Below are 21,778 nucleotides of genomic sequence, written 5' to 3' on the forward strand. Positions count from 1 at the left end.
CTCACCGGGGGATCGGTGCTACCCGAGCGACGCTTGAGGTAGATGAGAGAAGATTAGCCGCGATCGTGGCTACTGGGGAACTCTGTCCATTTGATGCGATTTTTCGGCGACCCGCTTCGCCCGCACCGGCAGGGCCACCAGCAACAGCAGACTGAGCAGCACGTAACTGTTCTGCACGACGAAGTCCACCGGATCCCGGGTCCGGACCGGGTCCGTGCCCCACTTCTGGAACGTCACCACCCCGTAGGTGATGACAGCGGTGGTGCCCAGCGCGAGCGCGGCCGACCACCAACGCCGACGCGCCTCGTCCGGCCGGTCGGCGCTGATCGCCGCGTCGACGAGCAGCACCACCGCGGGCACGAACCAGTAGATGTGGTGGGTCCAGGTGATCGGGCTGACCAGGGCACCGACCAGGCCGGTCAGGGTCAGGCCGGTCAGCAGGTCACCGGCGCGAGCCGCGCGGGCGGCGCGCCACAGTCCGTAGCCGGCGACCACGGCGACGATCAGCAGCCACAGCAGCCGGTCCGGCTTCTCCGGCGCGGTGAACCGGCTGAGCAGGCCGAAGAGCGACTGGTTGCCGACGTAGTCGGTGCGGCCCACCCGATCGTTGTCCCACAGCTCCCGGGTCCAGAATCGCCACGAGTCCTCCGGCGCGATCGCCGCCGCGAGCAGCGTCGCCGCCGCCGCGGTCGCGCTCGCCACCACCGCGGCCCGCCACCGCCTGGTGGCCAGCAGGTACACGATGAAGATGCCGGGGAAGAGCTTGAGCGCCGTCGCCAGACCGACGCCGACCCCGGCCCAGCGCCGCGCCTGCGGTACGGCGAACAGCAGGTCGGCCAGGATCAGCACGACCAGCAGCATGTTGATCTGCCCGAAGGTGATCGTCTCGCGGGTGCTCTCCACCGCCAGCACCAGCAGCACCGCGACGGTGAGCGTGAACGCCCGCGGCAGCCCGTGCCGGTCGATCACCGGCAGCACCAGCCACCGGGTGGTCAGCACCACGGCCAGGATGGTGAGCACTGTGAAGATCGTCACGGTGACGCCGAGCCGCAGCAGACCGAACGGCCACAGCAGCAGCGCGCTGAATGGCGGGTAGGTGAAGTACAACTCGCCCTGCACCCGGTCCGGCTGGACGTAGTCGTACAGCGGGTTGCCGGCCGTCCACCAGTCCATCGCCGACATGTAGATCTTCAGGTCGAAGAAGTTGTGCACCAGCCCCGGCAGGTACAGCGCCGGCAGCACGGCGACCAGGGCCACCACCGCGACCAACCGACGGACCGTACGGCCGCCGGGATCGTCCTCGGTGACGGCGGGCGGTGCGACGGGTTCTGCTGGCACCCCGAAACCCTAGCGGTCCGCTCCGTCCATAGCGCGCAGCCGCGGGGCGTGGTCTGCGCGTAGGCTGTGCCGGTGGCTGAACTCCTCGTCTGGATCGACTGTGAGATGACCGGTTTGGACCTCGGCAGGGACAAGCTGATCGAGGTCGCGGCACTCGTCACCGATCCCAACCTCAACGTGCTGGGTGACGGTGTCGACGTGGTGATCCACGCCGACGAGGCGGCACTGGAGGGGATGCCGGAGATCGTGCAGACGATGCACGCCAAGTCCGGCCTCACCGAGGAGGTCCGTCGTTCGGCGGTCACCCTCGCCGAGGCCGAGGATCTGGTCCTGGAGTACGTCCGCACCTTCGTCAAGGATCCGCGTACGGCTCCGCTCTGCGGCAACTCGATCGCCACGGACCGGGGCTTCATCGCCCGGGACATGCCCCGCCTCGACGCGCACCTGCACTACCGCATGATCGACGTGTCGTCGATCAAGGAGTTGTGCCGCCGCTGGTATCCGCGGGTGTACTTCGGTCAGCCGCAGAAGGGCCTCGCGCACCGGGCGCTCGCCGACATCCGGGAGAGCATCCGGGAGTTGGAGTACTACCGGCGCACCATCTTCGTCCCGCTGCCCGGCCCGGACGTCGAGACCGCCAAGGGCATCGCCGCCGAACTCTGACCCCCTCGGCCGTCGAGCCGGCAACCCGCTGGACGGGCCCGGCGGGGGTGTGGCTATTATTGGTCCGCACCCCGCCCGGGGCGAACGACCGGGCGACGGCGGCATGGTGGCTGTAGCTCAGTTGGCAGAGCACCGGGTTGTGGTCCCGGTTGTCGTGGGTTCAATTCCCATCAGTCACCCCACGTGTTTCACTGCTCAGGCCCCCTCTTCGGAGGGGGCCTGAGTCGTTGTGGGAAGACGATGCGAGAGCCCCCTCCGAGGAGGAGGCTCTCGTCGTTCCGGCCGCTCAGGCGGTCGGCGTGGGGGTGGGCGTGAGCGCCCCGTCCGGCGTCGGCGAGGTGTCCGGGTCGGCCGGCGGCTCGTACGGCAGGGCACTGCCCTTGACGTACTCGTCCCAGCTCATGTTCCAGTCGGTCCAGCCGTTGCCGTTCTGGAGCTTGCGTTCGGTGCCCTTGACCGTGATCGGGTCGCCGATCTGGGTGTTCCTGAACAGCCAGTCGCCGTTGGCCATCGACACGTTGACGCAGCCGTGCGAGACGTTCACGCTGCCCTGCTGGCCCTCGGACCAGGGCGCCGCGTGGATGAACTCGCCGCCCCAGGTGAGGCGCTGCGCGAAGTCGATCTTGGTGCGGTAGCCGTCCTCCGGGCCCAGCTCCTCGAACGTGTCGAAGACCGTCTTGCGCAGCTTCTCGATCACGACCATCGTCCCGCTGGACGACGGGGTGCTCTTCTTGCCGAGGCTGACCGGGATGGTCTTGACCACTGCGCCGTTGCGGGTCACCGTCATCCGCTTCGTCTTGTTGTCCACGGTCATGACCACCGCGGCGCCGATCTTGATGTCCACGGAGAGGTCGGCGCGGCCGTACCAGCCCGACCCCAGCGGCAGGCCGCCGGCCTGCACCCGGTACGAGACCTTGCTGCCGGTCTTCCAGAACTCCTTCGGCCGGTACCGGACCTCGGTGGGGCTGACCCAGTGCCAGATGCCCTCCTGGGCCGGCGTGGAGGTCACCGTCATCCGGCGCTGCATGTCGTCGCGGTAGTCCTCCGGGATGGCCCGGTCGAACTTCACGATCAGCGGCATCCCGACGCCGACGACCTGGTCGTCGCCGAGGAAGCTGCTCACCCGGATCTGCTTGCCGGGCTTGGCCATGGTGGTGAAGGTGCTGGTCGCGGTGGCCGGACGCCCGTCGTCCCCGGTGGCGGTCACGGTGGCGGTGTAACTGGTGCCGTACTCCAGCGCGCCGGCCGGGAGCCAGGTCTTGCCGTCCGCTGCGAGCTTGCCCTCGACCGCCTTGCCGGCCGCGTCCTTCAGCTCGACGGCCGTCTCCTCGGCGTCCTTCGTGGTGAAGGTGATGCCGGTGGACGCCGGTACGTCCTTGGCGTCGGCCGCCGGCTCGCTGATGGTCGCCGCGGCCTTGGGGGGCGGGCTCTCGCCGCCGCCCTGCCACGAGGACGGCTTGCCGCCGTCGTCGGTGCAGGCGGAGGTGAAGGCCAGCGCCACGGCGAGCAGCCCCGCCGCGAGCACGCGGCGTCGCCCCCGGGGCCGGATCAGCTGGTCCTGGCTAGCTCGCATGATGTCCTCACAGTCGTGGTCCCTGACCCATCGTCTCCTAAAGACGCGCCGGAACCGGCCCCGGTTGCCGAGGGTGAACCGGAACACGCCGATCATGATGCCGGATTTTTGTTACTATCCGGCGTTTCGTGATTCGGCCTCGTCTTCGTGCGGGGTCTGAGGGGTCGCCGCCGCCGTCGTCGCGTCGTGGGCAGTGCAAGGGTACGCGCCGGCCCGTGCCATCGGCAGGGCCGGCGCGAAGAGACCGGACGACTCAGAGCGTCGGACCGGACCCGCCCTTGGGCACCGGCAACGCGCTGCCCTTGATGAACTCCGACCAGCTCAGACTCCACGCCGTCCAGCCGTTGCCGGCGGCGATCCTGCGCTCGGTGCCCTTGATCGTGATCGGGTCACCGATCCGGGTCTTGTCGAACAGCCACTTGGCGTTCGCCATCGACACGTTCACGCAGCCGTGCGAGACGTTCAGCCGCCCCTGCACGTGCTCCGACCAGGGCGCGGCGTGGATGTACTCGCCGCCCCAGGTGAGCCGCTGGGCGAACTGGATGTCGGTGACGTAGCGGTTGGCCGGGTCCGGATCGTCGCGGGTGTCGAAGACGGTGGCTTCCTTCTTCTCCATCACGACCATCGTGCCGCTCGACGACGGCGTGCTCTTCTTGCCCAGGCTCACCGGGATGGTGCGGAGCAACGCGCCGTTCTCGTAGACCAACATCTTCTTGTTGGCGTTGTCGACCTTCATTTCGAACGACCGGCCGATCTTGGCGGTGGCCTTGCGGTCGATGTCGCCGTACCTGCCGTTGCTCAGCGGCATCCCGCCGAGCGCGATCCGCACCGTGATCGTGGTGCCCGGCTTCCAGTACGTCGGCGCCCGGTAGTACGCCTGCGTGCCGTTGCTGACCCAGTGCCAGGCGCCCGGCTGCGGCGGGTCGGTCTTGACGAACATCCGCTTCTGCACCGCGGCGCGGTCCTTCTTCGGGATGCCCGGGTGGAACTCGGTGACCACGGGCATGGCCACCCCGTAGCTTTTGTCGTCGAACAGGTACAGCCCGGACCCGATCGTCGACTTCGGCTTGGCCATCGTGGTGAAGCTGCTGGTGCCCTGGCTGCTCGTGCCGTCGGGCGCGTTCGCCGTCACCGTGGCCGTGTACCGCGTCCCGTACTTGAGCGGCGCGGACGGCACCCACGACGAGCCGTCGGTGCGCAGCTTGCCCTCCACCGTGCCCCCGCCGTCGGCCGTCAGGGTTACCTCGGACACCTTCGCGCCGTCCGGGAGCTTGGCGCTGATCTCCGTACTCGCCGGCCTGTTCTTCGCGCCGTCCGCCGGGCTCAGCGTGAGCGCCGGCCCGCTCGGCGTCGCCGGGGCCGAGGGCGCGGCCGAGCCGGGCTCGGCGCCCGCACTCGCCTCGGACGACGTCCCGCCCACGAATTCCGGCTTCTTCTGCTCGTCGCCGCACCCGGTCAGTGCCAGCGACGCCGCCAGGGTCAGAGCGCCCACCACCGCCCCGGCTCGCGTGAACCGTGCCATCCCCACCTCTGTTCTCGCGTACCTGGCGGACATCGTGCCGTATCAGTGCCGGGACCCACGCCCCGGACTTCCGTACCCTGGTGCCTTTGTGGCCATATGCCCGGTAAGCTCGACCGAAGGGGGGAGCCGGGTAACCGGATTGGAGCCCGGCTCGACCGGGTGCTAATCTTCTCTCCGTTGCCGATCGAGCGCCGCTAGCTCAACTGGCAGAGCAGCGGACTCTTAATCCGCGGGTTCGGGGTTCGAGTCCCTGGCGGCGCACCTGGTGTCAAAGGCCCCGACCACTCATCTGGTCGGGGCCTTTTCGTGTCGGTGCCGCAGCGCACCTGACCAGCGGCTGCGTCATCAACGGAGTCGGTGAGGTCGACGGCACGCTCCTTCCCGCCGACGGCGCGTACACCCTGCTTGTCGACCCGGTGGAACGCGGCACCGGCACGGTCACCCTGCGGCTGGTCAGCAGCCGGGACAGGACGGGCACCATCGCGTTGGGCGGGCCTGCCGTCGTCTCCACCGTCGCCCGGCCCGGCCCGGCCCGGTCACCGGCTCCCGGTTCACCGCCGGGGCCGGCACGTCGGTGACGGTGACCGCGACCGCCTCGAACCTGCCCGACCAGTGCGGCGTGCTGGCGCTGCGCGCCCCGGACGGCGGCACACCCGCCACCGGCTGCGTGATCAACGGCGCCGGCGGTGTCGCGCCGACACTGCTGCCGACGGCCGGGACGTACACGCTCCTGGTCGACCCCTGGGGGCGGCGACCGGGCAGGTCACCGTGGCCCTGCGGTGAGGGTGTCCCGCCCGCCGAAGCTACGCCGGTACGCCTGCGGGCTGGTGCCGGTGATCCGTCTGAAGTGGTCCCGGAAGGCGGTGGCGGAACCGAAACCGACATGCGTCGCCACCCGGTCGACGGGATGGCTGGTGGTCTCCAGGAGGTGCTGCGCCCGGTGGACGCGGACCCGGTGCAGCCACCGCAGCGGCGTGGTACCGGTCTGGTCGCGGAAGCGCCGGTTCAGCGTCCGGGTACTCATCCCGGCGTGGCGGGCGATGTCGGCGAGGGTCAGCTCCCGCCGGGCGTTGTCGCGCATCCAGGCCAGCAGCGGCTCCAGGGTGGCACCCTCGGGGACCGGTGGTTCGTGCGTGATGAACTGCGCCTGCCCGCCCGCGCGTTCCAGCGGCATGACGGACAACCTCGCCGCGTCGGCGGCGACGGCGGCGCCGTGGTCACGGCGGACCAGGTGCAGGCACAGATCGAGCCCGGCGGCGGCGCCGGCGGAGGTCAGGAACTGGCCGTTGTCCACGTACAACACGTTGGGGTCGACCTGGACCCGCGGATACTGGGCGGCCAGCCGGTCGGTCGCCAGCCAGTGCGTGGTGGCGCGGCGTCCGTCGAGCAGGCCGGTGGCGGCGAGCGTGAACGCGCCCCCGCAGATCGAGGCGATCCGGGCGCCGTTCGCGGCGGCCGCGCGCAGCGAGTCGAGGACCGCGGGCGGCGTCGCGGCGGCGGGGTCGGAGACACCCGGCACGACGACGGTGTCGGCGTCGGCAAGGACGTCCAGGCCCCACGGCACCGCCATGCTGAACGCGCCCGCGGTGACCGTCGGCGTCGCGGCGCAGACGAGGACACGGTAGCCGGCGCGGCCGTCGGGCAGGCGGGTCCGGTGGAAGACCTCCATCGGGGTGGCCAGGTCGAACGGGACGACGCTGTCGAGGGCGAGCACGGCCACGGTGTGCATGGCGGAATTCAACCAGTCAGGGCTGTGCGGTGACCGGCGGGCGCGCACCGGCCGGCCGCCGCGCGACCCGGTCGTACAGGTCCCGGACCGACAGACCGCCGGTGAGGCACCAGAGCGCGATGACCGGATCGCAGAGCGCGCAGCCGAACGACGAGTCGTGCAGCGACGGGATGATCGGGGTGCCGCGCCGGTGGTGCAGGACGTCCCAGACGGTGTGCAGGAGCCATCCGACGCCGATGAAGGTGTACGAGGTGAGCCCGGCGTAGCCCACTACCAGCAACAGCGCGCAGAACGCCAGCTCCCAGAGCCCGAATGAGCCACCGCTGATGTACGCGGCGCCGGCGCCGGTGACGACGAGCGCGTTCAGGCGCCGCCGGTGCGGCTCCGGCACGAGGGAGTTGAGCCCGACGTAGACCAGCCCGATCACCACCGGCATGACATAGCGAAGCACGATCCAGCCCCGTTCCCTCTCGTGGAAGAGCATGTCGGGAAGGAGCCTAGGAAGGCCTGCCACCGGAGACGAGAGGCGAAAATGCCACGGTCCGCCGGATTCTCGCCACTGATCCCAGCGCGACCTCTGGCAGCCCGAGCGCGCGGCGACGGCCGCGAAGGCGCCGACCAGGGTCTTGGGCAGAGACAGTGCCGCGACGCCGGCCTGATGCGACACCCCGGCGGTCTTCGCGGACGCGCCGGTCGGCGCGACGCCCTGCGACACCCCCGGAGACGGTGTGCGCCTCCTGCGAGACGTCCGACGCGAGGCCGGCCGGGAGCGGGGTGAGCGCCAGGCCGGCCAGCAGCCGCTCGGCCGGAACCAGATCCGACGTGGCGTTCGGGCACTGCGCGCAGGTGCGAATGCGCCGTGCCAATCGCTTGCGCCACACCTGCGCGGGCTGACCGTCCCAATCCGAGGCCGTGTCGATCAGGCCCGCGCAGCCGGGCCGGGCGGAGCGGGCACGCACCACCAGCCGAGCGGTGTCCAACTGCGCCTTCATCCGGGCCACCCGGACGGTCACGTGGTGTGGGTCCAACTGCAGGGCATCGACCAGGTCGGCGCGGCAAAGGTGACCGGCCTCGACCAGCCACCACAGGGACAGCAGGTGGCGGTGGTCGTCGTCCAGCCAGCGCGTGGCCAGGACCACCTCCCGGCGCTCAGTGGACAGGCGAAGCCCGGTCAGCGTCAGGTCCTCGAAGTCGGAGCCCGCAACGACCAGATTGTCGGGCATGCCGCCAACGAACTCATCTGTTGCTGTTGAGGTGGACGATGGTGCCGTTGAGGGCGGTAGCGAAGACCGTCCATGCGGCGTACGGGGCCAGCGCGACAGCGGCGGCACGATCGGCACGCGAGGCGCGGCGGAGCAGCGCGAAGTTGGAGGCGTTGAGCGCGGCGATCTCGGCCAGCGCGGCGGTGGGTTTGCGGGCCTTGAAGAACAGCGCGCTCCACCCGATGTTGAGGGCCAGGTTGATTGCGTAGGCGCGGGTGAACGCGGCGCGTTCGGCGCCGCTGGTGCGGTCCAGCACGCGGGCGCCGGCCACCGCGATCAGCGCGTACAGCGGCGTCCACGCCAGCGGGAACACCACGGGCGGCGGCTGCCAGCTCGGCTTGCGCAGCCGCTGGTACCAGCGGTTGGACGTGTCGTTCACCGCCGTCCCGGCGGCGGCCGTCGCGGCGACCGCCGCCGCGGTTTTGACCAGAGTTGGTAGTCGCATGCGGTGCTGCTACCCGGCCTGCGCCGGGTCAACCCCCGCGCGGTCACCGGTCACCGGGCGGGGGAACGAGAGGGAAACGGCGTGTCGGAGTGTTCGGTTAGCCTCTGCGCCATGCCGTTGATCACCGTCGTCGATGACGCAACCGGAGCGCCGAGCGGGCCCGAGTGGACCATGGAGGTCTTCGAAGAGACAGTCCGTCTCGACGAGTTGATCCGCCGGCGAACATTTGTGGAGGTCGCCGAGTCCGGCGTGCAGGTCGATCCGGAGGAGCGCACCCGGGTGGCGCTCGAGGCGTTCGGCCGCAACGGTTTCGTGGTGCTGGTCGACGACCGGCAGGTGACGGCCCTGGACGACAAGGTCCACCTGCACGCGGGCTCCCGCGTCACGTTCCTCAAGCTCGTCCCGCTGGTGGGTGGCTGATGGACACGTTCGACCCGGAGCAGGCGCTGCGCGACGTGGTCACCGCCTTCAGAAGGCGGTCCGAGCGCTGGGAAAACGCTCTCAACGACACTGATCAGCGGGACTTCGTCGATCAGGTGGCCGTGGTGTGCGGCTGGGCGCCGGCCAGCACGAGCCCGACGCTGCTCGCCGCGCTCAACGATCCGAACGGCCCGTACGATCTTGCTCCGCCGCAGATCGAGTTGTTGCCGGAGGCGACGCGTCAGGCGGAGTTGCTCAGCTCCGATATCGCGACGCTGGACGGCGCCGAGGCGGATCACGAGCGGCGTGTCGCCGCGGCGATGACGGTGATCGGAAGCCTGCCACGCCACCACAACATCACCAGGGAATCCTCATGGGGGGCTGCCTGCCGCGAGATGTGGGAGCGGGTTGAGCAGATCCTGGCCGCGCAACCGGTGCAGGTCCGGCAGAGCGTGTTCGACGCGTTGGTCGTGCCCGGGCAGGACAGGGATGGGCTGTCCATGTTCATCCGTGTTCTGCTCTCGGGCGGTGGGCTGAACGGCGCCGTCTGGCTGGACCGGCTGGGCGGTCAGGCGTGGCTGGGATTCGGTCGGTGGAGCACGTCGCTGGTGAGCTTCACCCGGGAGTCGCTACAGGCCGAGCACCTCGCCGGGCGTTCGCATCCGGCGGCGCTGGCGACGTGGCGTCGGACGCGGATCGAGCGCGCATACTCCCTCATGGGTGAGGACGACCTGGCGATGTGGCCCCTCGTCAACGTCGGTGAGCAGTGGGCTGACCGGGCCGTCGCGGACATCGAGGCGATGCCGGAGGGGCGCCGATCCGGGTGGCAGGCGTTGCTTGCCCACTGCCTGCTCGGCGCGGACAAGGCGCGGCCGACGGCCGCCTGGCAGAAGAGCGCCCGGGTTCTGCTCGACGCGGTCGGCGTCGACGAGTTCACCGAGCGGCTCGACGACTGGCTTCCGCTGGTGGGTCTGCCGCGCAGTGTGCCGCTGCGCATGACCACGTGCTGCCCCGGTCACGTCAACGATTTCCCGCCGCGGTTGGTCGACCGGCACAACGTCGGGGTGCTGTGGGGCCTACTCTGGGCGCGAGCGATGTGTCCGCCCTCGGAGGAGACCCTGCGCAGTCTCGGCCACATCGCGGAACGGGCCGCCCGGAAGGTTCCCGGGCACGGTCCGTCGAGCCCGAAGCTGGCGAACGTCGCGGTCGCGGTCCTCGTCGACACCGATCACCCCGCGGCCCTCGCACAGCTGGCCAGGCTGGCGTCGCGGCTGACCTACAAGAGCACGCTCCGCATCGTCGAGAAGGGCCTGACCAAGCACGCCGAGGCGCTCGGCATCGGCCGTGAGGACGTCGAGGAGATGGCGCTGCCCGGCTTCGGGCTGCCACTCGCGGACAAGCTGGGTGACAGCTCGTACGAGGTCGAGGTGCGCGGCGTCGATGCCACAGTGGTGTGGCGCAACTCCGACGGCAAGGTGGTCAAGGCTCCTCCGGCTCAGGTGCGCAAGGACCACGGCGAGGAGTTGAAGGAGCTGAAGGCGACAATCGCGGACATCGGCGCGACGCTGACCGGGACCCGCGACCGTCTGGAAGGACTGCTGCGGCGCGACCGCGCGTGGACCGTCGAGCAGTGGCGGGAACGGTTCCTGGACCACCCGCTGGCCGGGACCCTGGCCCGAAGGCTGATCTGGACCATCGACGGCGTCGCCTGCTGCTGGGGCTCCGACGCCCTGCGGACCGTGGACGACACGCTGTTCGAGCCGGCTGGCGACGCCACGGTGAGGCTGTGGCATCCGGTCGACGATCCGACCACGGTCCTGGCCTGGCGGGACTTCCTGGCCCGGCACACGATCACCCAGCCGTTCAAGCAGGCGCACCGCGAGCAGTACCTGCTGACCGACGCGGAGCGGGCCACCGGCACGTACTCCAACCGCTTCGCCGCGCACATCGTGCGCCAGCACCGTCTCATCGCGCTGCTGTCCCGGCGCGGCTGGTCGCACGTTCGACACCGCAACGACGGCACCAGCCCCCAGGACCCCTGGTTGGCTCTTCCGGACTGGGAGCTGCGCGCCGTGCTGCACATCGCCGGGATCGAGGATCAGGGCGACGACCTGATGTTCGACACGATGGGGACCGACCAACTGGTGTTCCTCCGGGGGGAATGCACGCCGGTGCCGCTGGAGGAGGTTCCGGCGGTCGTACTGAGCGAGGTGATGCGCGACGTCGACCTGTTCGTGGCCGCCGCCGGGGTGGGCAACGACCCGAACTGGTACGACGGTGGTCCACGGGGCCGGTATCGCGACTACTGGTCGCAGAACAGCTTCGGCGACCTCAGCCCGACCGCTCAGACGCGCCGGGAGGTGCTGGCCGAGCTGGTTCCCCGGCTGGCGATCGCCAACCGGTGCACGTTCACCGACCGGTTCCTCGAAGTGCGTGGCGATCTGCACACGTACCGCATCCACTGCGGCTCGGGCAACATCCTGATCGCCCCGGAGGACCGGTATCTCTGCATCATCCCCGACTCGGCGAAGGCGAAGCAGCCGGAGATGTACCTGCCCTTCGAGGGCGACAGCCGGCTCGGCGAAATCATCAGCAAGGCGTTGCTGCTGGCCGCCGACAAGAAGATCAAGGATCCGGTGATCCTGCACCAGTTGGCACGGTGAAGTAGCGCTCATCCGGCGACCGTTGCCTCGCCAGTGGGGTCCACCGCACTGGCGAGGCAGGTCAGCTGGAAGCCCGCTTCGGGAGTAGCAGCTCCTCGTGATCGAGTTCACGTTCCAGGACGCGGAGTTCTTCATCCGGCAGCCAGCCGGAGTCGCGCCAGCGCACGAGCTCGATGGCTGTCCGCCGGACACGAAGCGCCGTCTCGTACTCCGGTGAGGCGGGTATCTCGGATGAGTCGCTCTGCTCCAGACGCCCGCGGTAGCGCGCCAACCGGGCCAGCAGCTGCGTACGTGTGATGTTGACGGCCACCGCACTGTCCGGCTCGTCGGCGCCAACGTCGTCGAGGCGGGCCAGGGCGGCCTCGACCGCCGCCGAGCGAGCCTCGTTGCGTACCCGGGCCTGGTCGCTTTCGTTGGCGCGCAGGCCCAGCATCCGCACGAGCGGCGCGAACGTCATGCCCTGCCCGACGAGTGTCACCAGGACGACCACGAAGGTGCAGAACAGGAGGAGGTCACGGTCGGGAAAGGGTGCGCCACTGTTGGTGGTCAGCGGCAAAGTGAAGATCGCGGCGAGGCTGATCACGCCGCGGGTGCCGGACCAGCTCAGTGCCACCACTTCGCGGCGGGTGAGCCGGCGGGCGTTGCGGTCCGCGCGGGCGACCTGCCGGGCGCTGCCGGGCTCGTCCGGGTCGTCCTGCTCGGAGATGCCGCCCAGCCGGGTGTGCATCGACCGGGGGAGGGACTGGGTCAGCACCAGCCACGCGGGGCGGAGGAGCAGCACCACGCCGACCGATACCGCGACGGCGATGACGATTGTCGACGTGTCGTACTGACGCAGGACCTTGGCTACCTCGGGAAGCTGCTGGCCGATCAGCAAAGACGAAGCCTTCGCGGAGGAAGTCGACCAGCCGCCACACCGCGCTGGTCTGCAGCCGGGCGGCGCCCGAGGTGAGCTGGGGTGCCTGATGGCCGACGATCAGCCCGGCGATCACCACGGTGAGCACCCCTGAGACGTGCAGTTCCTCGCCCAACAGGTAGGCCACGAACGGTGTCGCGAGCGAGATGGCGTTCGACAACAGTGGGTCCGCGGTGAACGGTCGGGCCAGACGTACCAGCGGCGACGGCCGCTCCCACGGCGACCCCGGCTGGTCAGCAGCCGCGACCGGGCGGCGACGATCACCGTCGGCGGGCCGCAGGTCGTCGCCACCCTCGACCGACCCGGCGCGGTCACCACCTACCGGTTCACCGCCAGCGCCGGCACGTCGGTGAGGCTGACGCGACCGCCTCGGACCTTCCCGACCAGTGCGGCGTGCTGGAGCTACGCGCCCCGGATGGCAGCCCGATCACCAGCGGTTGCGGGGTCAACGGGGCCGGCGACATCGGGCCGACAGTGCTGCCGGCGTCCGGCACGTACACCCTGGTGGTGGACCCGTCCGGGGTGGCGACCGGGCAGGTCACACTGACGTTGTGGTGACGCGGACCCCTGCTTGTTCGGGGCGGCGTCCGGGGCGTGCTAACGTCTCGTCCCGTTGTCAGCGAGCGCCGCTAGCTCAACTGGCAGAGCAGCGGACTCTTAATCCGCGGGTTCGGGGTTCGAGTCCCTGGCGGCGCACCAACGAGCAAGGCCCTGACCTGGTGGTTGACACCGGGTCGGGGCCTTTTTCGGGTACGCGTGCGGATGTTGGTCGCTCGGCGGGTGCTCGCGTCGGGCCCTCGGGGTCATCGGCGCGTCCCGCCCGCCCGGGCGTCGACGCGCCTGCTTCGAGCATCCACGCCGGGCCGATCACTGGCGATTAGGCTGGCCGCGTGGGGCACACCGGAAGAGGTAGCCCCGGCCACGGGAACGCGCGGGGTGGCGTGCCCGCCCGTACAGGTTGAGGACACATGCGCACCACGACTGTCGGCGGCGTGAAGATCCTGCTGCCGGACCTCGAACCGGACGACCTCGACACCACGACGGACCTCGCCGGCGGCCTCACCGAGGCTCTTGTCCAAGACGCCGCATGGCGCGGCTCGCACATCGAGGACGTCAGCATCCGCAGCAGCCTGCTCACCGGCGTGGACCTGAGCGGGAGCACCTCGGAGGCCGGCAGCCTCTTCGGCTGCGAGATCACCCGCACCGACTTCTCCGGCGCGACCCTGACCGGCATCACCATCGAACGGTGCGCGATCACCGGCTCCCGGTTCACCGGCACCAGACTCACCGACGTGCGCCTGAAGGATGTCCTGTTCGACGGTTGCCGCTTCGACTACGCCACCTTCCAGCGTGTCACCGCTGCCGGCTCGGTCGCGTTCACCGACTGCACTCTTACCAACGGCGCGTGGTCGTCCTGCCGACTACCGCGCGTCGCGCTGCGGTCGTGTGACCTCGCCGGACTGGAACTGGACTCCTGCCACCTCGACGGCACCGACCTGCGCGGCAGCCGCCTGCACGGTCTCAAGACGCCGCTGGACAACCTGCGCGGCGTCACCCTCGGCGAGGACCAACTTGCTGACCTCACCCGCCTGACCGTCGCCGCCCTCGACCTCACCGTCCGCGACAACTGAAGCCGAGGAGGCATCGTGGTCGCTGAACCGACCGGCAGCCCGGACACGATCCTCGTCTGCGTCCGGGGCAACTCCGGCTCGGGCAAGAGCAGCATCGCCCGCGCGCTACGACGCCGGTACGGCCGGGGCTGCGCCCTGGTCGAGCAGGACTACCTGCGCCGCATCGTGCTGCGCGAACGGGACAGGCCGGGCGGCGCGGCACCGGCGCTGATCGGGCAGACCGTCCGGTTCGCGCTCGACCGCGGCTACCACGTGGTGCTGGAAGGCATCATGCACACCAGCCGCTACCGGGGAATGCTGACCGCCCTGCGGGACGGCCACCGGGGGCGGTCCCTCTTCTGCTACCTCGACGTCTCCCTGCCCGAGACCCTGCGTCGGCACCTCACCCGCCCGCAGGCCACCGAGTTCACCGCCGACCAGATGAGCGGCTGGTACGCCGCTCACGACGTCCTGGGCTGGTCCGACGAACTCGTCCTGCCCGAGACCACCGGACTCGACGAGGCCGTCGAGACAATCGCCGCTGCCGCCGGCCTACCGCAGACGGGACGCGACGACGACCTGCTTCCGAACGTTCCGCCCCCGTGGAACAGCTCCGCCGGCCACCGGTGACGCCGTTTCGGCGCAGCAGTCCTCGGTCGGATCAGCTCGTTCCCGCTCTCCGTCGTGCCGCCATCCCCGTCCTCTGCGACGCCTGGTGACGGCGATGCAGTGCCGGTAGGTTCGACCTCTCGAAGGGCTTTCGTCACCAGGTGGAGGAATCCGGCAGCGTGTCGCACGTCGAGAAGATCACTACGGAACTCCGTACGCTGGCCGCCGGGGTCGAGCGTGCGCAGGGCCTGGCTGCCGCCGCTGATCAGCAGGCGCAGGAGATCGCGCTGCGCGCGGCCGGTGCGGGATTCGCCGCGGTCGCCGCCGGTGTGGCGCGGGTTCGCGGTGTCATCGCCACCGTCCGGGGTGGACTGGGTGGTCTCGCCGGTGCCGTCGGTGATGCCACGAAGGCGGCCGCTGGTGTCCCCGAGCAGGCCAGTCCGGCCGAGACGATCACCGGGCTGACTCCGCTGCAGAGCGCTGTCGACGGCATCCGCGACCAGGCGTCCGCCACGATCACGCACGTCGGTGAGGCCCAGCAGCTTGTGGTCGCCGTCCTGCACGGTGGGCAGCCCGCGCCGCTGCTCCAGGCTCTGGAGAGCGCCAAACAGGTGCTCGTCGTGCTGGTGCAGCGCACCGCCACCACCCGGCAGGCCGTCGACGCGGCGATCGTCGAGGCACGACAGCTGGGGTCGTCGGGAAACTGAGCAGGGCTGGCGGTGCCGTACCGGCCAGCCCCGCCCCGGTTCTCACACCGTCCGCAGGCAAGGGCGCGACGACGCCGTGGACGCGGAAGCCGAGCGGAACGCACGGTGGCTCGCCTGCCGGTCGACGTACCCCGGCGTTCGTGTCGTTGCCACCTCCAACCTCACATGCCGAACGCAACGAAGCCCGAGGACGTCCCTACCCGAGGAGCGTCGCCGCTGCGGCCACCGTGGCCAGTGACAGCGTCGTGGTCACCACCACCGCCCGGTTGGCCACCGCCTCGCCGACGCCGTACTCCTGGCCGTAGATGAACGTGTTCTGCGCCGTCGGCAGGCCCGCGCAGACCACCACGGCGAGCAGCTGCGGGGCGGACAGGTGCAACGCCAGTCCGGCCGCGTACGCGATGACCGGCTGTGCGATGAGTTTCAGCGCGGTGATCACGGCCAGCTCGGCCGGGTTCGCCGGCTCTGCCTGCGATGGCGTCGTGCGGTGCAGCGACGCTCCGAGCGCGACCAGGGCGGCCGGAACCGCGGCGCCGGACAGCAGGGTGAGCGACGCGTCCACGGCCGACGGCGGATGCAGGCCGGCAGCGGAGCAGGCGACACCGAGCAGCGACGCCAGGATCACCGGGTTGCGTCCCGGCAGGGAGGCGATACGGCGGACCCGTACCCGCCCGGTGGGGGCGCTGTGCCGGTCCAGGGCGACCAGGATCACGGGCGTCACCACCAACACCTGCAGCAGCACCACCTGCGCCAGGAACGACACGTTGCCGAGGACCTGCGTGGCGATCGGGATGCCGAGGTTCGCCGAGTTCACGTAGCCGGCGGTCATGCCCCAGATGGGCCGTTCACCGGGCGTGCGACCGAACAGCCGGCCCGCGCCGGCCCAGCCGAACCCGATGACCGCGGCGGTGCTCACCCCGAAGGCCAGCAGCGAGCGACCGGCGAACCCGGAGAGCGGCATTCGGGACAGGGCCAGGAACAGGGCGGACGGCATCGCGAGTTGGAACACGAACCGGCCGAGCACCGACGCCGCCGCCTCGCCCAGCAGGCCCCACCGGCAGGCCGCGTAGCCGACCGCGGTGAGGATCCAGATCGGTACGAACGCCGACACCAAGCTCATACGGGGGTCGCGGGCGTCGGGTGGGTACCAGGCCGCCGGGCTGCCGGAGGTGTCCACGTGCAGGTCGGTCGGGAAGCCACGCGTTCAGCCTCGCATCCGGTCCGGACCGGGCGACATCCCGCTCATCCGCCGGCAGCTGTTCCGACCGCTGGTAGCGGTCTGGTTCGTCCGGGCGGCAGAGTCTAGGTTTCTTCGCGGTTGTATCGACGACGGCGGCGGGGGTACGGGGTGGGCGACGAGAAGCTCGACGAGGCAGACGTCCGGGGCGGGTTCGACCTGCTCGTCAATCCCGACGTCCGGTTCACGCGGTTGCTGCGACGGGATCTGCGGCGGATGAGTTGGCTGTTCGTCCTCTCGGGTCTGCTGCTGTCGATCACGAGTCTCGGTACGTTCACCGCCGACGGCGGGTGGCTCCTCGCGGGGCTGTTCGGTCTCCCGTTCGGTGTGGTCTGGTGCTTCGCGGGATTTGTCAACGGCTCGGTGTACCTGCGACGCCACGCCGAGTTGCGCGCGCCCGTGCGGTACGTGTTCACCGCTGATGCCATCGAGTGGCACACCGCTCATGCGGCGTTGCGGTTGCCGTGGACGGCGATACGGCACGCCGTTCGGATGCGGGAGGCGTACCGCCTGGACTGCGCGGACCAGCAGCCTCGGTACCTGTGCCGGACGACGCTGACCCCGGCCGAGGATGCGCGGGTGACCGCGTACCTCGATGAGCGGTTGGCGGCGCGGCTGGCCACCGAGGCCTCCGTGCGGCCGATGCCGCCGAGTGGTGGCGGCGGGTCGTAGGCTCCCCGGCCCGGCGAGGATGGTCGCCGGGCCGGGGAGCCTCAGTAGTCGATGTTGATGGCGGAGACCTGGCGGGTGCCGTTGTAGACGATGGCGGGGCCGGCGAAGCGGGAGCTGGCGTAGGTCAGTGCCGTCTTGTGGGCGGGACTGTTGAACCAGGCCGCGATCATCTGCTCCGGTGAGGAGTTGCCCGAGGAGGCGAACAGGACCTCGTGGCCGCAGTGCGTCATGGTGCCGGCGTCCAGGTTCTGCTTCACGCAGGACTCCGCGGCGCGCTGTTCGTTCGTGCGCATCTTGACCTCGGGCAGCCCGAGCGCGCGGCGTCGCTCGTTGAGCAGCACCAGCAGGCGTTGTTCGGCGGCGGACACGCCTGCCGGTAGGGCGGCCGACGTACTGGCCGACCTGGTCGGTGACGGGGTGGGCTTCGGCGCTCTGGTCGGCGTCGCCGAGCGGGTGGGAGTGGGACTCGGACGCGCCGTGGTGGGGGAGGGCGCGGGTGCGTCGGGCGAGGGCGACCCGGTCGTGGGTTCGCTGGTCCCGGCGGCGAATTCGGTGCTCTGGATCGAGGGCTGGGCTTCGATGGCGCTCGCTGGCTGTTTCGTCGGCCCGTCGGCGTAGGTGGTGAGGATGAGGCCGCTCCCTCCGACCAGGGCGACGGCCGCGAAGGCGCCGACCAGGGTCTTGGGGAGGGACAGTGCCGTCAGGCGGGCCTTGTGCGCCAGCCCGACCTTCGCGTACGCGCCTGCCGACGCGGCACCCTGCGACGAGGAGACGAGTTGGACCTGGTGTGAGACGTCCGAGGCGAGGCTGGCCGGCACCGGCGTGAGCGCGAGGCCGGCGAGCAGCCGTTCGGCGGGAACGAGGTCGGATGTGGTGTTCGGGCAGTACGTGCAGTCGCGGATGTGCCGTGCGAGCCGCTTGCGCCACACCGGTGCCGGTTGGCCGTCCCAGTCGGAGGCCGTGTCGATGAGGCCGGCGCAGCCGGGCCGGGCGATGAGGGCCCGTACGACAAGCCGAGCCGTGTCCAGCTGCGCCTTCATCCGGGCCACGCGGACGGTCACGTGGTGGGGGTCGATCCGCAGCGCGTCGACGAGGTCGGCGCGGGACAGGTGACCGGCCTCGACCAGCCACCACAGGGAGAGCAGGTGGCGGTGGTCGTCGTCCAGCCAGCGGGTGGCCAGGACCACCTCGCGGCGCTGATCGGACAGGCGGAGCTGGGTCAGGGTCAGGTCCTCGAAGTCGGAGCCCGGGTCGACCATGTTGTCGATGTCCTCCGGCGGCGTCGGTGTGGTGTGCCGGTGCTTCCGGTAGGCGCGGACCTCGTTCATGGTGACGGCCACCAGCCAGGACCGGAAGAGTCGCGGATCGCGTACGCCGGACAGCCCTCGTACGACGCTCAACATCGTGTTCTGCACGACGTCGTCGACGTCCGCGGACCGGTTCAGTGCCCGGCCCACGATGTTGTACACGAGCGGCAGGTAGTGCGACACCAACACGTCCGTCGCGGCGTGGTCGCCGCGGCGGGCCGCGTCCACCACCGCCGACAGGTCGGTTCTGTTCGGGTACGCGTGATAGGTCACGCTCACAACCTCACCTTCACGGGACATCCTCGTACACCGTGGAGATGGGCTGCGACCCGCCCAGGTCACACAAACTGGCACTGGGCGACGGGCGGTTGTCCGTCCGCCCGTGCGGTGCCTCAAGTAATGCTCAAATTACGGTGATCTGCGCCGATGTCGTCGGCGACGCGCATACGCTCACCGGACTCGCGCACGGCCCCCGACCTTCTCGCCACGCCAACCATCGCCCCTGCCCGGACCCATGATGCGCGAGCGTCAACCGTCCGTCCTATGTGGATCAATGCGAACACGAAGGAGGGGAAATGCGACGCAGACAACGGCGCATCGCGTCTGTGGTGCTGCCCGCCCTGATGGCGGGCGTCCTCGTGTCGACCGGGCCGGCGGGCGCGGATCCGACGGAGCCGACCGCCACGGCCGGCTCCGCGCGATCTGAGTTCGATACCCGGGACCAGGTACGCCGCGTACACGTCAAGCTGGCCGGTGCCGACATGCTGGACCGGGTCGTCGCTGCCGGCTTCGACCTCGAACACGGACTCAAGCGCGTGCCGACCGGCATCGAGGGCGAGGCGGTGGTCACCGCCGAGCAGGTCACCGAGCTGACGGCGCTGGGCGTCGAGGTCCTCGACGCGGATGAGGGCTTCGTCTGGAGTGACGAGCCGGACGGCGGCATCGCGGGCGCCGCGCGGGCGGCGCAGCCGGCCAGCCACGAGGCGACGGTGCGGATCGCCCGCGCCGACTGGTTCACCACCAAGGGCCAGGGCTTCCTGTACGTCGAGGCGCGCACCACCGAGGGCCAGCAGGCCGAACCGGTCGTGGAGATGCAGCTCGAGAACGACTCCGGCAGGGCCACGCCGTTCGGCTTCGCCCGGACGATGAGCCGTTTCGTCGACTCCGGGCAGTACATGTTCCACCGGAACCTGTTCAAGCTGGACGCCCGTCCGAACCAGATCCGGGTCACGAGCTCGACCGGCGGCGTCGCCACCGGCAAGGTCTCCGACTGGCTTGAGGACGCCCCGCCGCCGCTGACGGCGAACCCGTCCTACAAGTCGGACTTCGTGGACGGCTACAAGCACCCGCAGCAGCTCTACGGCCGCGCGAAGGAGATCGCCCGCCAGTACCCGGACATCGCCGAGATCGTCTACCTGCCGAACCAGACAAACGGCTACCAGCGCAAGGCGCAGGCCACGATCGGCGGTACGGGCCAGTCGGCGGTCGTGGTCAGCTCGGCGGCGTGGGGCCACGAGGGTGGCAACGACGTCACAGTCGAGTTCGTGGGTCGGCCGGAGGCGGATCTCCCGCTCGACGTGGAGGTCGCGGGAACGGCGGTCCGTGTCCTGCTCGCCACGGACGCCTCAGGTGCGCCGGCGAGTACGGCCGTCCAGGTGGCGGACGCGCTGAAGGCACGGTCCCAGGGCCTCATCGACCGGGCGCACCCGTACCGCACCAACGCGGGCACCGGAGTCGTCGCGCCGACCACCGGGCCGGTGGCGTTGAGCGACTTCCTCGACCAGAAGCGCGTCGGCGCGCCGGAGGGTGAGGTGCCACGCGGCCCGGTCACCATCCCCGTCCTGCGGATCGGCAAGCACCGGGACGGTAAGAAGCCGGGCGTCCTGATCCAGGCCCAGGACCACGCCCGCGAGTGGGTGCCGGCGACGACCAGCCTGGAGTCGGCCGAGCGTCTGGTGCACAACTACCGGTCGGACCGGGAGACGAAGAAGATCGTCGACAACACCGACGTCTTCTTCATCCTCTCCAACAACCCCGACGGGGCGAACTACAGCTTCTTCAACTTCGCCTCGCAGCGGAAGAACATGACGAACCACTGCCCGGACGCGACAGCGGATCCGGGGCAGCGGAATTCCTGGGGCGTCGACCTGAACCGCAACTACCGGGTCGGGTCGGGTCACGACGGCTACGCGGGAGGGTCGACCAACTGCGTCAGCGGCACCTACCAGGGTCCGGAGGAGTTGTCCGAGCCCGAGTCGAAGAACATCATCTGGCTGGTCGAGAAGTACCCGAACATCAAGTTCATGATGTCCGTGCACTCGAACGGCGGCCAGTTGTTCTGGCAGCCCGGCGCGTACATCGCGGACGGGCGGATCACCACGCCGCGTCCGCCGCTGGGCGACGAGGCGTTCTACTGGCAGTCGGCATCCCGGATCCTGTCGCAGGTCAAGGCGCACCGGGAGACCGTGGTCACGCCGGAGAACGTCGGCGGCTCGTCCGACGTCCTCTACTCCTCCGCAGGCAACGTGCGCGAGGACCTGTACTACACCTACGGGATCTACGCCTTCGGCTGGGAGGTCGGCGGCTCCGTCTACAACCCGGCCACGGGTGACTGGCAGGGCGGTTCGTTCCAGCCGGAGTGGGCGGGGAACCCCGAGCTGGTAAGCGGTCACGCCGAGACGATGGAGTACGCCAACGGGATCATGGAGATGTTCCGGGTCGCGGCGGACTGGGGCCGGGACAGGAAGGACCCGACGTCCCAGCTCGTTCCGGGCGGCGGGACGTACCGCGGGCCTGTCGACGTGCGCTTCGAGACGAGCGAGCCGGCCACCATCTACTACACGACCGACGGCAGCCGCCCCACGCTCCAGTCGCCCCGCTATGCCGCGACGGAATTCCGTGAGCCGGGGCAGGTGTTCCACGTGACCGAGACGACGACGTTCCGCTGGTTCTCGGTGGACAGCGCCGGCAACATCGAGAAGAACTACGACCCGACGACTAACGACAGGCGCAACAACTACCGTACGGCGACCATCAAGATCGCCAAGGGGTAGCGCCCGTCCGTGATCGTTGCCTCGCCGGTGCAGCTCACCGCACCGGCGAGGC

Annotated in this window: 20 protein-coding genes, 3 tRNA genes and 1 pseudogene; 13 read left to right on the forward strand and 11 right to left on the reverse strand. The window is 70.2% G+C overall.

Annotated features, from left to right (window positions below; translation table 11 throughout):
* Nucleotides 1-69 precede the first annotated feature (69 nt).
* Nucleotides 70-1,338, reverse strand: a complete 1,269-nt coding sequence (locus ABZS77_RS06690) for a glycosyltransferase family 87 protein (protein WP_354818311.1) — start codon at nucleotides 1,336-1,338, stop codon at nucleotides 70-72.
* Nucleotides 1,339-1,404: 66 nt separating this feature from the next.
* Between ABZS77_RS06690 and orn the strand changes: the two genes are divergently transcribed.
* Both orn and ABZS77_RS06700 read left to right on the forward strand, forming a co-directional pair.
* Nucleotides 1,405-2,001 carry an oligoribonuclease gene (gene orn, locus ABZS77_RS06695; RefSeq protein WP_354818314.1) on the forward strand — a complete coding sequence of 199 codons (597 nt, stop codon included), beginning with the start codon at nucleotides 1,405-1,407 and terminating at the stop codon, nucleotides 1,999-2,001.
* A gap of 106 nt (nucleotides 2,002-2,107) precedes the next feature.
* Nucleotides 2,108-2,183: transfer RNA gene (locus tag ABZS77_RS06700), tRNA-His, on the forward strand.
* A 104-nt stretch (nucleotides 2,184-2,287) separates the two neighbouring features.
* On the opposite strand, the gene ABZS77_RS06705 is transcribed toward ABZS77_RS06700, so the two are convergent.
* Both ABZS77_RS06705 and ABZS77_RS06710 read right to left on the reverse strand, forming a co-directional pair.
* Nucleotides 2,288-3,574: an Ig-like domain-containing protein gene (locus tag ABZS77_RS06705; RefSeq protein WP_354819558.1), complete on the reverse strand. Its 1,287-nt coding sequence runs from the start codon at nucleotides 3,572-3,574 to the stop codon at nucleotides 2,288-2,290.
* Between the two features lie 253 nt (nucleotides 3,575-3,827).
* Nucleotides 3,828-5,096 carry an Ig-like domain-containing protein gene (locus ABZS77_RS06710; RefSeq protein ID WP_354818317.1) on the reverse strand — a complete coding sequence of 423 codons (1,269 nt, stop codon included), beginning with the start codon at nucleotides 5,094-5,096 and terminating at the stop codon, nucleotides 3,828-3,830.
* A 188-nt stretch (nucleotides 5,097-5,284) separates the two neighbouring features.
* Between ABZS77_RS06710 and ABZS77_RS06715 the strand changes: the two genes are divergently transcribed.
* Both ABZS77_RS06715 and ABZS77_RS06720 read left to right on the forward strand, forming a co-directional pair.
* Nucleotides 5,285-5,357 (forward strand) — tRNA-Lys (locus tag ABZS77_RS06715).
* A 155-nt stretch (nucleotides 5,358-5,512) separates the two neighbouring features.
* Nucleotides 5,513-5,674, forward strand: coding sequence for a hypothetical protein (locus tag ABZS77_RS06720; protein ID WP_354818320.1), 162 nt, complete (start codon nucleotides 5,513-5,515; stop codon nucleotides 5,672-5,674).
* Between the two features lie 185 nt (nucleotides 5,675-5,859).
* Here the strand turns inward: ABZS77_RS06720 and ABZS77_RS06725 are convergent, their stop codons facing one another.
* From ABZS77_RS06725 to ABZS77_RS06740, 4 genes are read right to left on the reverse strand one after another with little or no spacing between them, the layout of a single operon-like run.
* Nucleotides 5,860-6,825 carry a helix-turn-helix domain-containing protein gene (locus ABZS77_RS06725; protein ID WP_354818323.1) on the reverse strand — a complete coding sequence of 322 codons (966 nt, stop codon included), beginning with the start codon at nucleotides 6,823-6,825 and terminating at the stop codon, nucleotides 5,860-5,862.
* A gap of 16 nt (nucleotides 6,826-6,841) precedes the next feature.
* On the reverse strand, nucleotides 6,842-7,309 hold the full coding sequence (locus ABZS77_RS06730) for a DUF6010 family protein (RefSeq protein ID WP_354818326.1): 468 nt from the start codon (nucleotides 7,307-7,309) through the stop codon (nucleotides 6,842-6,844).
* Nucleotides 7,310-7,322: 13 nt separating this feature from the next.
* Complete coding sequence (locus ABZS77_RS06735; protein WP_354818329.1) at nucleotides 7,323-8,048, reverse strand: hypothetical protein; 726 nt, start codon at nucleotides 8,046-8,048, stop codon at nucleotides 7,323-7,325.
* Nucleotides 8,049-8,061: 13 nt separating this feature from the next.
* Nucleotides 8,062-8,532, reverse strand: a complete 471-nt coding sequence (locus ABZS77_RS06740; protein WP_354818332.1) for a TspO/MBR family protein — start codon at nucleotides 8,530-8,532, stop codon at nucleotides 8,062-8,064.
* A gap of 111 nt (nucleotides 8,533-8,643) precedes the next feature.
* On the opposite strand from ABZS77_RS06740, the gene ABZS77_RS06745 reads away from it, so the two are divergent.
* Nucleotides 8,644-8,952, forward strand: coding sequence for a hypothetical protein (locus tag ABZS77_RS06745; protein ID WP_354818335.1), 309 nt, complete (start codon nucleotides 8,644-8,646; stop codon nucleotides 8,950-8,952).
* Nucleotides 8,952-11,615, forward strand: coding sequence for a DUF4132 domain-containing protein (locus tag ABZS77_RS06750; RefSeq protein ID WP_354818338.1), 2,664 nt, complete (start codon nucleotides 8,952-8,954; stop codon nucleotides 11,613-11,615). Before ABZS77_RS06745 ends, ABZS77_RS06750 begins: the two co-directional genes overlap by 1 nt.
* 61 nt (nucleotides 11,616-11,676) lie before the next feature.
* On the opposite strand, the gene ABZS77_RS06755 is transcribed toward ABZS77_RS06750, so the two are convergent.
* Both ABZS77_RS06755 and ABZS77_RS06760 read right to left on the reverse strand, forming a co-directional pair.
* Nucleotides 11,677-12,492 (reverse strand): cation:proton antiporter, encoded by an 816-nt coding sequence (locus tag ABZS77_RS06755; protein WP_354818341.1) that lies wholly within the window; start codon nucleotides 12,490-12,492, stop codon nucleotides 11,677-11,679.
* A 67-nt stretch (nucleotides 12,493-12,559) separates the two neighbouring features.
* Nucleotides 12,560-12,691 (reverse strand): annotated as a pseudogene (locus tag ABZS77_RS06760) (cation:proton antiporter); the annotation flags it as partial.
* A 233-nt stretch (nucleotides 12,692-12,924) separates the two neighbouring features.
* Here ABZS77_RS06760 and ABZS77_RS06765 point away from each other — a divergent pair.
* From ABZS77_RS06765 to ABZS77_RS06785, 5 genes are all read left to right on the forward strand, one after another.
* The gene (locus tag ABZS77_RS06765) at nucleotides 12,925-13,089 is read left to right on the forward strand and encodes a hypothetical protein (protein ID WP_354818344.1); all 165 of its coding nucleotides are present in this window, start codon (nucleotides 12,925-12,927) and stop codon (nucleotides 13,087-13,089) included.
* A 65-nt stretch (nucleotides 13,090-13,154) separates the two neighbouring features.
* A tRNA-Lys gene (locus ABZS77_RS06770) sits at nucleotides 13,155-13,230 on the forward strand.
* Nucleotides 13,231-13,499: 269 nt separating this feature from the next.
* Nucleotides 13,500-14,162, forward strand: coding sequence for a pentapeptide repeat-containing protein (locus ABZS77_RS06775; protein ID WP_354818347.1), 663 nt, complete (start codon nucleotides 13,500-13,502; stop codon nucleotides 14,160-14,162).
* A gap of 15 nt (nucleotides 14,163-14,177) precedes the next feature.
* Nucleotides 14,178-14,771, forward strand: coding sequence for a kinase (locus tag ABZS77_RS06780; protein ID WP_354818350.1), 594 nt, complete (start codon nucleotides 14,178-14,180; stop codon nucleotides 14,769-14,771).
* 158 nt (nucleotides 14,772-14,929) lie between these two features.
* Nucleotides 14,930-15,457, forward strand: coding sequence for a DUF6244 family protein (locus ABZS77_RS06785; protein ID WP_354819561.1), 528 nt, complete (start codon nucleotides 14,930-14,932; stop codon nucleotides 15,455-15,457).
* A 196-nt stretch (nucleotides 15,458-15,653) separates the two neighbouring features.
* On the opposite strand, the gene ABZS77_RS06790 is transcribed toward ABZS77_RS06785, so the two are convergent.
* The gene (locus tag ABZS77_RS06790) at nucleotides 15,654-16,577 is read right to left on the reverse strand and encodes an AEC family transporter (RefSeq protein ID WP_354818353.1); all 924 of its coding nucleotides are present in this window, start codon (nucleotides 16,575-16,577) and stop codon (nucleotides 15,654-15,656) included.
* Nucleotides 16,578-16,775: 198 nt separating this feature from the next.
* Here ABZS77_RS06790 and ABZS77_RS06795 point away from each other — a divergent pair, with 198 nt between their 5' ends.
* Nucleotides 16,776-17,366 carry a hypothetical protein gene (locus tag ABZS77_RS06795; protein ID WP_354818355.1) on the forward strand — a complete coding sequence of 197 codons (591 nt, stop codon included), beginning with the start codon at nucleotides 16,776-16,778 and terminating at the stop codon, nucleotides 17,364-17,366.
* 41 nt (nucleotides 17,367-17,407) lie between these two features.
* Here ABZS77_RS06795 and ABZS77_RS06800 read toward each other — a convergent pair whose 3' ends face one another.
* Complete coding sequence (locus ABZS77_RS06800; protein ID WP_354818358.1) at nucleotides 17,408-18,952, reverse strand: sigma-70 family RNA polymerase sigma factor; 1,545 nt, start codon at nucleotides 18,950-18,952, stop codon at nucleotides 17,408-17,410.
* Nucleotides 18,953-19,248: 296 nt separating this feature from the next.
* On the opposite strand from ABZS77_RS06800, the gene ABZS77_RS06805 reads away from it, so the two are divergent.
* Nucleotides 19,249-21,726, forward strand: coding sequence for a M14 family metallopeptidase (locus ABZS77_RS06805; protein WP_354818361.1), 2,478 nt, complete (start codon nucleotides 19,249-19,251; stop codon nucleotides 21,724-21,726).
* The last annotated feature ends 52 nt before the right edge of the window (nucleotides 21,727-21,778 follow it).

Source organism: Micromonospora sp. NPDC005298 (genome assembly GCF_040607375.1).
Lineage (GTDB): Bacteria > Actinomycetota > Actinomycetes > Mycobacteriales > Micromonosporaceae > Micromonospora.